The sequence below is a fragment of the Candidatus Latescibacter sp. genome (assembly GCA_030692375.1).
Taxonomy (GTDB): Bacteria; Latescibacterota; Latescibacteria; order Latescibacterales; family Latescibacteraceae; genus JAUYCD01.
The window spans coordinates 1-13926 of the sequence record JAUYCD010000231.1; the positions used below are offsets into that span (position 1 = coordinate 1).

The 13926-nt window shown below is 50.7% G+C and carries 11 protein-coding genes; all 11 read left to right on the forward strand.

Translation table 11 applies throughout. From position 1 onward, the window contains the following. Window positions 1-75: 75 nt before the first annotated feature. Window positions 76-1386 carry a DUF512 domain-containing protein gene (locus Q8O92_14030; GenBank protein ID MDP2984432.1) on the forward strand — a complete coding sequence of 437 codons (1311 nt, stop codon included), beginning with the start codon at window positions 76-78 and terminating at the stop codon, window positions 1384-1386. Next, window positions 1383-2678 (forward strand): ribosome biogenesis GTPase Der, encoded by a 1296-nt coding sequence (gene der / locus Q8O92_14035; GenBank protein ID MDP2984433.1) that lies wholly within the window; start codon window positions 1383-1385, stop codon window positions 2676-2678. Before Q8O92_14030 ends, der begins: the two co-directional genes overlap by 4 nt. An 18-nt stretch (window positions 2679-2696) precedes the next feature. Further along, window positions 2697-3296, forward strand: a complete 600-nt coding sequence (locus Q8O92_14040; protein MDP2984434.1) for a hypothetical protein — start codon at window positions 2697-2699, stop codon at window positions 3294-3296. 102 nt (window positions 3297-3398) lie between these two features. Next, window positions 3399-4028 (forward strand): glycerol-3-phosphate 1-O-acyltransferase PlsY, encoded by a 630-nt coding sequence (gene plsY / locus Q8O92_14045; protein ID MDP2984435.1) that lies wholly within the window; start codon window positions 3399-3401, stop codon window positions 4026-4028. Continuing rightward, a complete protein-coding gene (locus Q8O92_14050) occupies window positions 4025-5029 on the forward strand; it encodes an NAD(P)H-dependent glycerol-3-phosphate dehydrogenase (protein ID MDP2984436.1) in 1005 nt (334 codons plus the stop codon). Before plsY ends, Q8O92_14050 begins: the two co-directional genes overlap by 4 nt. 15 nt (window positions 5030-5044) lie before the next feature. After that, a complete protein-coding gene (locus Q8O92_14055; protein ID MDP2984437.1) occupies window positions 5045-5401 on the forward strand; it encodes a MerR family transcriptional regulator in 357 nt (118 codons plus the stop codon). 188 nt (window positions 5402-5589) lie between these two features. Then, a complete protein-coding gene (locus tag Q8O92_14060) occupies window positions 5590-7284 on the forward strand; it encodes a proline--tRNA ligase (protein MDP2984438.1) in 1695 nt (564 codons plus the stop codon). Window positions 7285-7677: 393 nt separating this feature from the next. Then, window positions 7678-9876 carry a PBP1A family penicillin-binding protein gene (locus Q8O92_14065; GenBank protein MDP2984439.1) on the forward strand — a complete coding sequence of 733 codons (2199 nt, stop codon included), beginning with the start codon at window positions 7678-7680 and terminating at the stop codon, window positions 9874-9876. 262 nt (window positions 9877-10138) lie between these two features. Beyond that, the gene (locus Q8O92_14070) at window positions 10139-11434 is read left to right on the forward strand and encodes a hypothetical protein (protein MDP2984440.1); all 1296 of its coding nucleotides are present in this window, start codon (window positions 10139-10141) and stop codon (window positions 11432-11434) included. Between the two features lie 104 nt (window positions 11435-11538). After that, on the forward strand, window positions 11539-12681 hold the full coding sequence (locus Q8O92_14075) for a TolC family protein (protein ID MDP2984441.1): 1143 nt from the start codon (window positions 11539-11541) through the stop codon (window positions 12679-12681). After that, window positions 12678-13739 (forward strand): efflux RND transporter periplasmic adaptor subunit, encoded by a 1062-nt coding sequence (locus tag Q8O92_14080; GenBank protein ID MDP2984442.1) that lies wholly within the window; start codon window positions 12678-12680, stop codon window positions 13737-13739. The genes Q8O92_14075 and Q8O92_14080 overlap by 4 nt, the downstream gene beginning before the upstream one ends. Window positions 13740-13926 lie beyond the last annotated feature (187 nt).

Genomic DNA, 13926 nt, shown 5'->3' on the forward strand with positions numbered 1-13926 from the left:
AAGAGAGGGGATCAAGGGGTGAGTTCCAGTATGGCAGTGAATCAAAAGACATTGTAATGGTATAGGGACTCGAATTTGAAAATAACCGCGATCAGAAAAGGCTCCCAGGCTGACCGTGAAGGTCTCCGGCCCGGAGATGAACTGCTCGCAATCAATGGCCAGCCGGTCCGTGATGACATAGACCTCATGTTTTATGGCGCCGAGGACATGGTATACCTCACAGTCCGCCGGGAAGGGCATGTTTTCGAGGCAGCATGCGAGGGGTATGAGGATCTGGGCATCGAGCCTGAGCCGATGCAGATCATGAATTGCGGAAACCACTGCCTGTTCTGTTTTGTAGATCAGAATCCTCCCGGAATGCGCAAGGCTCTCTATTTCAAGGATGAAGATTACCGGCTGTCATTTCTCCATGGCGCTTATGTGACTCTGACCACCCTGCGGGAAACGGATATCGCCAGAATTATAGAGCAGCGTCTCAGCCCGCTGTATGTTTCCGTGCATGCCACCGAACCGGATGTCCGTCGAAAAATCCTGGGCATTAAGCGCGATGACCGTCTTATGGAGAAAATTGATCGCCTCCTTGAAGGCGGCATTCATATCCATTGCCAGATCGTAGTCTGTCCGGGAATAAATGATGGTGTCGTTCTGGGAAAAAGCATACGCGATCTTGAGAGCAGATACCCGGGGATTCTCTCGCTCGCAGTGGTTACGGTGGGTCTGACCGATCACCGCGAGGGTCTCATCCCGCTCCGGGCGGTCGATGCCCGGCATGCAAGGGAGACTATCGAACTGGTAGATAGCCTCCGTGAAGAGAAAAAAGGCCGCGGATCGACACGGATTTACACGGATAACTCTTATAGTGATGAATGCGGATTCGTATACTGCGCCGATGAGTGGTATTGCCGTGCGGGTATGGACATCCCGGAGGCAGGATACTATGATGATTTTCCCCAGATCGAGAACGGGGTAGGGATGATCAGAGATTTTCTGGATGCGTCAAAGCGGCTGGAAACCGCTGCCGGAAAGCTCAAATACACCGGAAAGGTTACGATAGTGACCGGGGTCTCCATGGAGCCGTACATTGAGTTGTTTGCTGAACGCCTCCGTAATCTGACTGATGGTCTCGATGTCAGGGTGAAAGCCGTCGCCAATCGTTTCTACGGTGAATCGGTGACCGTTTCCGGCCTTTTGACCGGGAGAGACATTATCAACGCCCTGCGGGATATCGAACCGGATGAGATGGTTCTGCTCCCGCCGAACTGCCTGAATACCGAGGGATTATTCCTTGACGATCTGTCCCCGGAAGATATGAGCCGTGAACTCGGCGTCATAGTCCGGCAGGGAGAATATGATCCGGCGGCCACATTTTTTGAAGAGGTTCTATGAGCATACCTATCGTTGCAATTATAGGCCGTCCGAATGTCGGCAAATCCACCCTCTTCAACCGTCTTATCCGCCGACCTGTGGCAATCACCCATGACCAGCCTGGTGTAACCCGAGATCGTAATGCGTTTGAATTCGAGTGGAACGGGCGGGCTTTCATGCTGGTGGACACCGGCGGCTTTGTGGCTTCAAGCAAGGATGAAATGGAACGGGCGGTCACCGAACAGAGCTTGCTCGCCATCGAGGAAGCGGATGTGGTGCTCTTTCTGGTTGATGTGAAGAGCGGCATCACCGACCTCGAGGAATCCATCCGCGATGTGCTGGTGCGAATCGCGAAGCCGATGGTGCTCGCTGTGACCAAGGTCGACCGTAATCCCGATGAGGCGGACATGTATGGATTCTATAACCTGGGACTGGGCGATCCACACCCGGTTTCAGGGACCACCGGACGAGGGACCGGCGACCTCCTCGATGCCGTTGTCAGCCTTTTTCCTCCCGAAACGGCAGAAACCGCTGAAATCGAAAAGGCGTTGAAAATCGCCATTATCGGACGGCCCAATGTGGGAAAATCCTCCCTGGTGAATGCTCTCGCGGGGAAAAAAGCCGTGGTGGTCAGCCCCACTCCGGGAACCACCCGCGATTCGACCGATACCCATCTCACCTTCGACGGGAGAAAAGTCATTCTGGTTGATACCGCCGGATTGAAAAAAATAACCCGCCTGAAAGAATCCCTGGAATACTACAGCGCCCTGCGCACCCTGCGGAGCCTTTCACGGTGCGATGTTGCAGTTGTGATCATTGACATCAACGAAGGGCTGACCTCCTATGATAAGAGCCTGGTCGATGACGCGGAAAAAGCCGGGAAAGGGGTGATCATCGCCGCGAACAAATGGGATCTCGTCGCCAAGGACACCATGACCCTGAAGCATACTGAGCAGGAAATCCGCGACGCCCTGCCGGACAAGGAGGATTATGCAGTTATCTTCATTTCGGCGAAGACCGGGCAGCGGGTGCGGAAAGTTCTCGAACTCGCCGACAGCATCGATAAAGCTCGAAAATTCCGTGTTCCCACCGCGGAACTCAACCGCTTCTTCGAGACCATGCCCATTCCGCCGGGGGCCGGGGAAATTTCCATCAAGTATGGTACCCAGCATTCCATCGAGCCGCCCGCATTCGTGATCTTTGTAAGCGACCCGCTCAAGGTGAAAGACAACTTTGTCAAATATACGGAGCGGAGCCTCCGGAGAGCCTTCGGATTCGAAGGGACGCCGATCAAGCTGGTGTTTAAAAGGTAAAGAAAAAGGGTTCATTTAATGGCTGACAATCTTGTACGAATACAACCAAAACGATTAACCGGTGAGGAATCAATTCATTCGGATGACCAGCCTCTTGGTCTCAACATTCTCGACTTTTGGAGTTGGAGTTCTTCCGATCTTGTAAGTAATGCCACAAGAGGGGTGTTCGCTGAGTTTCTTGTCGCTCGTTCTTTAAATATTCCTTTGGATGGCGTTCGAGATGAGTGGGGTGCTTATGATCTTAAAACTCCTGAGGGAATTACAGTTGAAGTGAAATCTGCTGCATTTGTGCAAAGCTGGACTCAAAGCAGACTCTCACAAATTATTTTTCGTATACCCAGAACAAGGGCTTGGAATGCTGAGACCAACATCCTGGAAAATGAATCTCGAAGGCAGGCACAGGTGTATGTATTCGCTCTTTTAGCACACGAAGAAAAATCTTCAATCGATCCTCTAAATATAAATCAATGGCGATTCTTTGTGCTGTCGTCAAAACAACTCGATAACCGTACAAGAAGTCAGCATTCGATAACTCTCCGAAGTCTTGAATCTCTGGCTGGGTCGGGGATTTCCTATAGTGAAATCCGTGAAGCCGTTCTTAGAGCTGCAAAAGAATAGAGGTTTTTTCATTTCATACTGCAACTCGATTCCACAATATAACTTCTCCCTAAACCTTACATTGAATTTGCTTTTCCGGCTTTAATTTGCTATCATTACTCAATGTGGCTTTTACTTTTACTTCTGATTGCCTACCTCCTCGGTTCAATTCCGACGAGCATCATCGCGGGAAAACTACTGCGCGGAATCGACATCCGCGACTACGGGAGCCATAACCCTGGCGCCACCAACACCTTTCGGGTGCTGGGCAAAAAGATCGGCGTCGGTGTCGGGCTGATCGACATCGGGAAGGGTTTCCTCGCGGTGGTTCTCCTTCCTGCGTTAATCCCGGCTGATTCATGGACGAACCAGGAACTGAGAAGGATTTTGGCAGGTTTTGCAGCGGTTGCCGGGCATGTGTGGACTGTTTTTGCCGGATTCAAGGGTGGCAAGGGAGTAGGCGCCGCTTTCGGGGTTTTTCTGGGGCTTGCGCCGTTGCCATCGCTTTTTGCCGCCGTGGTCTGGTCGGCTCTGACCTTCGGCACCGGTTACGTGTCGCTGGGAAGTGTCATTGCGGCTCTGGCGCTGCCGGCCGCGGTGATTGCGGAAGGTATCTGGCGTCATAATCTTTCGGCGCCTGTTGCCCTTTTGGCGGGAATCGTGGGACTTCTGGTGGTAGTGAGACATAGATCGAATATTTCCCGGCTTCTCCGGGGCGAGGAGAATCGTTTCGGCAGGCGGGGAAAACCATGAATATCGCAGTTTTAGGCGCAGGGAACTGGGGAACGACCGCCGCGCTTCTCCTTCACCGGAACGGCCATCGGGTGCGCCTCTGGGAATTCAACGAAACCCTTGCCCGTGAGATGGTAGAACGCCGGGAAAACCGTGTCTATCTCCCTGGTTTTCCTCTTCCCCATGATCTTATGGTGACCAATGTACTCTCCGATGTGGTAAAGGATGCGGAGAGCGTAGTATTTGTAGTGCCTTCCGAGTTTATGCGCGCGACAGCCAGGGCGTTGAAAAAAACCGGCGCTCTCGGTGAAGGCGCCGTTCTCGTTTCCCTTTCCAAGGGGCTGGAACATGATACCCTCCTGACCATGACCGGGGTTATCGGCGAGGAGATCGAGGGGCATCCCCTTGTAGCCATGTCGGGACCCTGCATAGCTTCGGAGGTGGCCCGGGGACTTCCCACCACCATCGTGTCGGCTTCCAAAGACCGGCAGGCTGCCCGCCTGATACAGGATGCCTTCATGTCCCCCAGTTTCCGGGTCTATACATCAAGCGATCCCCTCGGCATTCAACTAGGCGGTGCGTTGAAAAATATCATAGCCATTGCGGCGGGAATAAATGACGGTCTCGGCTTCGGCTCCAACGCCAAGAGCGCGCTCATCACCCGCGGGATTGTGGAGATGCGCCGGTTCGGAGCATTCCAGGGGGCAGAACCGGAGACATTCAACGGCCTTTCAGGGATCGGCGATCTCATCACCACCTGTTTCAGCGGGTATTCCCGCAACCGCCGCATCGGCGAGGAGCTGGCCAAAGGGAAGGCTCTCCGGGAAGCGCTGGCAGAGATGGTCATGGTAGCGGAAGGAGTACCCACAACGCAAACAGTGTATGAATTTTCGCAGAGGAATTGCGTGGAAATGCCGATTACCGATAAAGTATACGGTGTCCTTTTTGGGAGTCTTTCACCGAAAGCAGCCGTGACAGAACTCATGGTGCGTGACAGGAAACCGGAGTATCATTCTTCTTGAGCGAGAGAGTATGCAATGACGGGAGAACGGAAGCGCCTGTACTATTCGATCAGCGAAGTTGCCGTTATGACCGGACTCAAGCCTCATATCCTGAGGTTCTGGGAGAGCGAATTCAGCCATCTCCGTCCCCGGAAAAACCGGGCGGGGAATCGCGCTTATACCGATCGCGACATTAAAATGGTGCAGATCATCAAGTATCTGTTATATGTGGAGAAATATACCATTGAAGGCGCCAAAACGCGCCTTAAGAACGATCCCGGCTTCCTTGATTCACAGCTTTCCCTGCCGCTGGATTTGGGGGAGAAAAAATCGGATATCAGCGAGATTCGCAGCGAACTGCTCAAACTGATTGAAATGGTGGATTCTCTTTAGTGTTAAGTCAATGTAATAAAGTTGGATTCATATTCCCCCCTTAACAAGGGGGGATGCCAAAGGCAGGGGGATTTCTTCTTCCCAGCGGATAAAGATCCCCCCGCCGCTTGAGCGGCGACCCCCTTTTTAAGGGGGTAAAAAGAAAAAGAAACTCCAGCACCAGACATTATCTGAACAAGGAGTAGTGAATGAAACTATCGAAGTATTTCGCCCCGACCAGGAAAGAAGTTCCAAAGGAAGCTGAAATTCCCAGCCATCAGATGATGCTGCGCGCCGGACTGATCCGTCAGCATGCCGCCGGGGTGTATTCGATTCTGCCGATGGGATGGAGAGTCCTTAAGAACATCATACAGATAATCCGCGAGGAGATGGACCGTATCGGCTGCCAGGAATTTCTCCTTCCTGCGCTCTCTCCCGGTGAGATATGGATGAAAAGCGGGAGGTGGAATACGTTCGGAGACGATATGTTCCGTCTGAAAGACCGGAAAAACCGCATGCTCTGCCTTGCGCCCACCCACGAGGAGATTTTTGCGGAAATCGCCGCCAACGATCTGCATTCATACCGTGATTTGCCCCAGATGTGGTACCAGATTCAAACCAAGTTCCGCGATGAGGTGAGGCCGCGCTCCGGCCTCTTGAGGGTCAGGCAGTTCATCATGAAGGATGCATATTCATTTGATTCAAGCCCGGAGGGTCTGGATGAAAGTTACCTCCTGCAGCGTGAAGCGTACCTGAAAATATTCAGGCGAACGGGGCTGGATGTCCGTGTGGTGAAAGCCTCTTCCGGGGCAATGGGGGGAAGAGACTGCGAGGAGTTCATGGTTCTTTCCGATTCCGGGGATGACGAGATCGTGAACTGCGCGGCCTGCGGATACTCAGCAAACCAGGAAGTGGCCGAGTCGAAGCTTGAGAAAATCCACGGCGACCGTGAAGACCTCCGCAAAGTGTCTACGCCGGGGAAACGCACCATCGAAGATGTATCGGAGTTTCTTGATGTTTTACCTTCGAAACTGGTAAAATCCCTCCTGTATGCAGCCGGCAAGGGGTTTGCCTTCGTTCTTGTACGCGGAGACCACCAGGTGGATGAGGTCAAGCTCGCAGCGGTTCTCGGAGAATACAGGCCGGCGGAAGCCGAAGAAGTAAAAAGAATTACCGGCGCCGATATCGGATTTGTGAGTCCCATCGGCATCGGCGGCGCGGTTACCGTCCTGGCTGACATTGCGCTCGAGGGGACTACCGGATATGCCGCCGGAGCGAACGAAAACGATTTCCATTACCTTGGGGTTGATATAAAACGTGATATCAAGGTGGACCGATATCTTTCTTTAAGAGCTGTTCAGGCAGGGGATCCCTGCTCCCGGTGCGGTATGCCGCTTCAGGTATCGCGGGTAATCGAGGTCGGTCATATATTCAAGCTGGGGACGAGGTACTCAGAGGCGCTGGGGTCTTATTTTCTTGATGAAAACGGTACAGAACATCCGGTTATCATGGGATCTTACGGCATCGGAGTGGAACGGATCATGGCTTGCGCCATCGAGATGTTTTATAACGGAAGTTCCATGCTCTGGCCTCGTGAGATTACCCCGTTTCTGGTGGAGATAGTGCCGCTCAATGTGACCCATGAACAAACCCGAACAACGGCAGAGGATTTGTATGCAGCTTTGATGGAAAAAAACATTTCGGTTCTTTACGATGACCGTGATGAGCGGGCGGGGGTGAAATTCAAGGATGCCGATCTTTACGGTGCGCCGGTGGAAGTAGTGATAGGCGAGAAGAACCTGAAAGAGGGCCTTGTGGAGGTTCGGGTGAGAGATAAAGGAATGGTAGAAAAGGTTCCGGTAGAGAATTTGAAAGTGTACGTTTTCGATGCATGTGAAAAATGACTGAACCTTGATTTGCATGACTACATGTACCAAATCACTATCAATATTAAAGAATGCCTTTGTTAAGGCAGCCCCCTATCCCTCTATCCCTTTCCCCCGAAGGGGGCAAGGGAAGTAGTTGCTCCGCAGCAGTTGCTGCTTCGCAGGCACGGTAAATCCGTGTCCTGCCCCCTTCGGGGGAAGGATGTCCGAAGGATAGGAAGGGGGCTGCTTCCAACAATCTCGACTTATGCAATTGGCTTCCATGTATCGGATTTCAGATTGTATTTCCAGTTGTAAAGAAGTATATTATAAAGATGTATTGTGAATTATGTAATCTTCCTCTGGTATAGGGCAGGGTCCCCGATTTATGCCTTCAAGAGCTGGGGCGCCCTGATGAAGGCGGCTTGTGAGATGCAAAAGAATAAACCAGGATTACTGAAGCGGACTCACGCCTTTTTTGCTCGGAAAGATGCGAAATTCGAATTTCTGAAATATTTCCTTTACGGCTTCTTTTCCCTGGCAGTAATTTGTGTGGTGATGGTATTTATACTTTCACCCGGACTTCCCGGTTTTGACCGTCTGGAGCGTATTTATGACGATCAGACCCTGAGTACTATCATTTATTCCGATGATGGCGAAGTGATTAAGACCTTGTCCGAGCAGAAGCGTATCTGGAAATCTTACGACCAGATTTCCAAAACCATGATCGATGCTGTAATTGCCGCTGAAGATACCCGCTTTTACAGTCATTGGGGAATATCTCTTCCTGACATCGTTCGTGCGATAACCAAAAACATTCTCCATTTTAATCCCACCCGTGAAGGCGGCTCCACCTTAACACAGCAGTTGGCCCGCGACCAGTTCCTGACCAGAAAAAAATCGCTGTTTCGCAAGATGCAGGAAGCTTTCCTGGCGGTGAAGATCGAACACACCTATTCCAAGCCGGAGATCATGGAGCTGTTTTTAAACCGGATGTCGTTCAGCAACAATCTGAAAGGCATTGAAGCGGCTGCACAGGGATATTTCGGCAAGCCGGCCTCCGAGTTGAACGTTGCCGAATCGGCCCTCCTTACCGGGATGCTCCAGGCGCCGACCCGCTATAATCCGCGCAACCATCCCGGCGCCGCGGAAGAGCGCCGCAATACCGTTCTTGTGATGATGGCCAACGCCGGGGTGATTACCGATTCTCTGGCTCATAGAGAGATGGAGAAACCGATCGAGCTTTCCTCGCTGGCGGGACTTGAGTACGGCAAAGCGCCTTACTTTTCCGATTATGTAAAAGAGCAGCTCCTGAACCGCTACGGTGATGCAGGGATGGACAGCCTGGGATTGAAAGTGTACACCACTCTCGATTACCGGCTGCAGAAAATTGCCGAGGAAGTGTTGAAAAAACAGTTGGATTTCATCCAGAAAAACTATGCGGATAAATATATCAAATACCATCGGCCGCATGGACTTACCAATACTGAAGCGCTCAAGGATTCCATCGATAAGACTGTGGTGCAGGGCGCACTGGTGGCGATCGATGTGAAATCGGGAGCGGTCCTCGCCATGATCGGCGGGCGTAATTACGACTATTTTAACCGTGCGGTAAACGCCACCCGTCAGGCCGGTTCGGCATTCAAGCCCTTTGTGTTTGCCGCTGCGCTCGATAACGGCTGGACGTGCTCGGACACCATCCTCGATACCTATTATTCACTTAAGAACAGCGATGGCACCATCTGGGCGCCTCAGAACTTCGAGGGCGAGTTTACAGGAACGGCGCTGACGCTTCGGGACGGTTTCAAGAAAAGCATCAATATCATCTCGGCAAAATTGGTAAATGAAACATCTCACCATGGAATCGGCGCAGACACGGTAGTAAAGTACGCCAAGGCCATGGGAATCACTACCGATGTGAAACCCTGGCCGAGCATCGCTATCGGAACAGCCCCTGTAAAACTCATCGATATCACCGCCGCCTATACTGTGTTCCCCAATCTGGGGATACGAACGGAGCCTTTTGCCATCAAAACCATCAAAGATAAAAATGACAACCAGAAATTTCACACCATCAGGGGCCGTAAAACCGAAGCTCTGCGGCCGGAAATCGCCTCGCTCATGATCACCATGATGGAAAGCGTCACCCGCGAAGGTACCGCTTCGAACAAGGTTTTAGCCAGCCCCATGAAAGACCGTCCCTGCGCCGGGAAAACAGGCACCGGTAATGAATTCAAAGATACCTGGTTTGTCGGGTATACTCCGTATATCTCCTGCGGGGTGTGGATCGGATTCAACTCGGAGGAAACCACGCTCAACAAAACCTACGGAACCGGCAATGCCGCACCTCTGCCTGTATGGGTAGATTTCATGTCCAAAGCCTCCGACCTTCTCAAACTGCCGAAAAGTCATTTTGTGTATTCCAACCGCATAAATGCCATTCAACTTTGCCGGGATTCACATCTTCGCGCCACTTCCAGTTGTCCGCGGGTATACATGGAGTATTACGAGAGGGGGACCGAAATCTCACGGTTCTGTAACATTCATGGTTCTGGATGGAGCGGATCTTCTTCGGGCGCAAGATCGTTCAGCCTGCCCGAAACTGAAAAGAAAAAAGCACGTGGATTCTGAAAACCTGAGACAAAACGACACGAGCATGAAGCGTTTTATTAGTTATGCATGCAAATCAAAAAATAGATCCTGAAACGAGTTCAGGATGACACATGTCATGCCGAACTTGTTGCCGTTTCGCGGGAACGATGAAACCGTTGCCGTTTCGCGGGAACGATGAAACCGTTGCCGTTTCGCGGGAACGATGAAACCGTTTCGGCATCTAATTTGAAAATAGACGCAGTAAAATATGTCGTCACTTCTCAAATACCCGGAGCAAGGATTGAAAAATAAACACTATTTGATGGCAGTATCCAAAATTGTGAATGTTTTATTGCTCTTCATTATAGGTATCTATGCCGGTTGTTCACGGACCCCGGAAAACTATGATGATATAGAGAAAGCCGGCAGAGTGGAAAACCTGGTGCGGAAGCAGTACTCAGGCTTCTTCCGTACCATGAAAATGCTCGGAGAGTATAAGCCGGTTCCTGCGGTTCAATCGGACAGCCTGCTGTTAAAAAAGGCGGCTTCAGTAACCGATGATGTCATCCGCGATGTCCGCGCATTCCCGGCAACTATCGAATCGCGGCTCGCTATCGATGCGCTTTCCTATGCCGCCCGCGACCTGACTGTTTCTCCGGGCTTTTCTCAGACCCTGGTATCCGGTTTCTGGGAGATGGCGCTCCTCAATCCCATTTTCACCAAGGGCCGGGAATATATGAAAACCGGGGTGACCAATGCCTCGACTCAAATCCAGCTTGTCAAATCCCTCCAGCGCGGCATGGGAACGAAAGCCACCAGTTCCATGCTGGAGGAAGCCATACCGATTGTCGGCCCCGTACCCGTATCTGAAGTGATGAATATCGCCGCCAAGGATTCCCTGGTATTCCGGAAAATCCATGACCTGATCCTCTACTCTCAAAGCCTTCAGAAAATCGGTCCGCCTCTCTGGATGGTCATCGGCCCCTGGTTCATGGCAGTCACCGTGGAGGGATTCCTGCCGTGCTTCTATTCCTTTGTGCCCATTCTCATTGACCGCGATCTTTACCTCTCCTTCAAGTCCTTCAAACCGGCGGAAGTGTACGAGACCCTCTACCATGATCCTGCGCCTTCCGACGGTTCCGAGCTCTTGACCTGGCTGACAAAGGTAAGAGCCGCTTTGGATTCAATGAAATTCGATGATTCCTTCGCTGACAGGGTGAAGGATTGCAGGCTGCCAATATATGATACGCACTATCTCTTCGATGACTATATGGTTCAAACCGCAGGAGATTCGCTGAAAAAAGAGTACTATGTAACTTTCAAACGTGAAAAAATGATCCAGAATAAATTCCAGTACAGCGGGATAGACAGCATCGCGGTAACGTTTACCCAGTCTCAGATCAGCAAGCCGGAAGGAAAAATCATCACCCTTGACTCGTATCGGTATCAGGGGTCTTCGATGAACAACGGCCGGTACCTGCCTGAGCTTTCAGGAGTGGGGAAAGCTTACCTTATGGCGCTCGGTAAACATGATCTGGCCCTTTTAGACAATCTGAGGCGCGCCTGGATGCCGAAGTTCACGGTGAACACGAAGTGATGTGATAAATCTGAGAGTTACTGATGAAGTATATCTTATTCCCGCTCTGCTTGCTATTTGTTGTCCTTTTTCCCGGCGTACCCTGTGGTCACGCTGATACCCTGATGTCACTCTACCAGGCAGCGCTCCATCATTTCCCTTCCATCGAATCGTTCAAAAACAAAGAACAATCGCTTCAATATGAGAATAAAGCCCTGGGATGGCAGAGGTTACTGAATGTGGATATGACGATGAACTACTTTCGCCTCTCCACCACAGAACTGGGGAAATATTCCAATGGGGATCTGACCATTTTCAACACCTTTGATATTTTTAACAAAAGGGGATTGGACAGGTCAATCAACCGTTTCGAGATCCAAAAAAATAAATCTCTGACCGATGCGGAAAAGAAAAATCTTTTTACCGACATCACAGAGGCGTATTTTAACCTTCTGAAAAACAATCAACTTTTACAAATGCACCAGGAAAGCCTGGATTGGATTGAAAAGAATATCCTGCTGGTGAATACGGGTGTTGAAAAAGGTTTATTTCCCGCCACTGAAATCAACCGCTGGACCATCGAGAAATTAAACCGTCAGAATTCCATACAGGCCGATAAACTGGAGATTGCCCGGTCGGTGGAAACCATAAAGATTCTGACCGGTCTCGCTTCCATTTCACAGGAGGATGCTGCACCGGCCGAGTATGCGGAGGTGACGGAGGATGATCTTCTCAAACATTCCCCCGAGTTGACTGTTTTTGACCTGGAAAAGAAACAGGTGGAGATAGAAATCCGCAAGGAGCATCGCGATAAATACCCTGACCTGCAGGTGGGAAACTCCCTGGTGATGAACAACGAGCCTGCGAGCACCGGCGATCAGTATGTGGTTTCGGCAAACCTGAATTTCAAACTCTTTGACGGCGGCAGGAGATTCCGGATTTTATCCGATCAGGCGAGGATAAAGAGCATTGAAAACGAACAAAAAGCCGCTCTCTTTTTACTGACCGAATTTTACCGGAACAGGCTCCGTGAAATGAATACCCAGAAAGAAATGCTAAAAAACCTTCAGGCCGCCCGTGAACTTTCCATCGATAACCTGAACAAGCTTCTTATTGGCTATCAGAAGCGGTTTGTTGACTTTACCACTCTTTTCACCGCCTTCCGTGATGATATTTCACTCCGGGAAAACCATGTGAACATCTCCACCGGGTTCAACAAGAGCTACCAGTATCTGTATCATCTTTCGCGCGGAGACATCTACCTTTGAAAAAAACCAAGATCGGAATCGGAGCGGCTTTGATCATTGCCCTCGTTTTTATTCTAACCAGGCTGACGATCCATAATTCGGTTCCCGCACCCGAATCCTCCAGTCCGGAAACCAGAGTGGAGGTAAAGGTTGTTAAAGCTGACGCGGTCGCCGACACCCTGGTATTCGATGCCCGGGGAAAGGTTACGGCAAAAAAGAGTTTTTCCGTAACCTCGCTTTCGGAGGGTAAAATAAAAAAGGTATCCGTTTCTGTGGGAGAGCAGGTAAAAAGCGGGCAGGTGATCGCGCTCCTGGAAAACAGCGAGCTCGACCGTGAGCTTTCCGTTCAGAATGACAAACTCCAGCTAAGCCGTAAAACAGTTGAAGACCTTGAGAAAAAAGTCAAAGCCTTCGAGGAAATGCTCTCCCTGGGAATTATATCTGAAAATGATTTCATTTCCCTCAAACAGGAACTGAACGCCCGGAAAACGGAAGAACACGACCTGGAAATAACCAATGGCCGGCTGAAGAGCAGGGAGAAAAATTATCGCATTGTGACCGACACGGAGGGATACATATCCTATATTCTCCCCCAGGAAAGCTTTGTCACCTATGGGCAGACTGTGGCTGGAATCGTATCGCTTCAGGACGAACAAATCGAGGCATTCATACCTTTCGATCAGGTGAACCGGCCGGCGCCGGGGGATGAAGCTCTCATAACCTGCAACAGCATTACTATCCCCGGGAAGGTTTCGAACAGTTTTCCCTCCGCAAATTCCAATCTCATCACCGTGATCGTCATTCCCGAAAAGCCCATCCCGATGAATCTGGAGGTAAAGGTCACGTTCAAAGTGCGCGCGGTGAACGGTCTTTTGATTCCAAAATCCGCCGTGGTGATGGTTGAAGGCAAACCGGTAATTTTCCTGGTGAAGAACAACAAGGCATATAAGAAAGACATTACTGTGGTGAAAGATTATCTCGACCGGGCATTAATCGTCGATGATCTCGGTCCGGATAATGTCATTGTGACTGAAAACGCTTACCTGCTGGCAGACAGCGTGAGTGTTGTAGTGAAATGATAAATAAATACAGTGACTGAGTAATTGAGTTTTTCGTCTGAACAATATCTGACGATATATTACTTTCGTTTCTTTTTCAAAATAGATGCCGAAACAAGTTCGGCATGACACGTGTCATCCTGAACTCGTTTCAGGATCTAAACATACAAGGCCCCCCATGCGCGATACCTTTTTCCTCTATCTCCTG

Coding starts and splice junctions, on each gene's coding strand:
- plsY (MDP2984435.1), top strand. CDS start 3,399: ATGTGGCTTTTACTTTTACTTCTGATTGCCTACCTCCTCGGTTCAATT.
- Q8O92_14055 (MDP2984437.1), top strand. CDS start 5,045: ATGACGGGAGAACGGAAGCGCCTGTACTATTCGATCAGCGAAGTTGCC.
- Q8O92_14060 (MDP2984438.1), top strand. CDS start 5,590: ATGAAACTATCGAAGTATTTCGCCCCGACCAGGAAAGAAGTTCCAAAG.
- Q8O92_14075 (MDP2984441.1), top strand. CDS start 11,539: ATGTCACTCTACCAGGCAGCGCTCCATCATTTCCCTTCCATCGAATCG.
- Q8O92_14065 (MDP2984439.1), top strand. CDS start 7,678: ATGCAAAAGAATAAACCAGGATTACTGAAGCGGACTCACGCCTTTTTT.
- der (MDP2984433.1), top strand. CDS start 1,383: ATGAGCATACCTATCGTTGCAATTATAGGCCGTCCGAATGTCGGCAAA.
- Q8O92_14050 (MDP2984436.1), top strand. CDS start 4,025: ATGAATATCGCAGTTTTAGGCGCAGGGAACTGGGGAACGACCGCCGCG.
- Q8O92_14040 (MDP2984434.1), top strand. CDS start 2,697: ATGGCTGACAATCTTGTACGAATACAACCAAAACGATTAACCGGTGAG.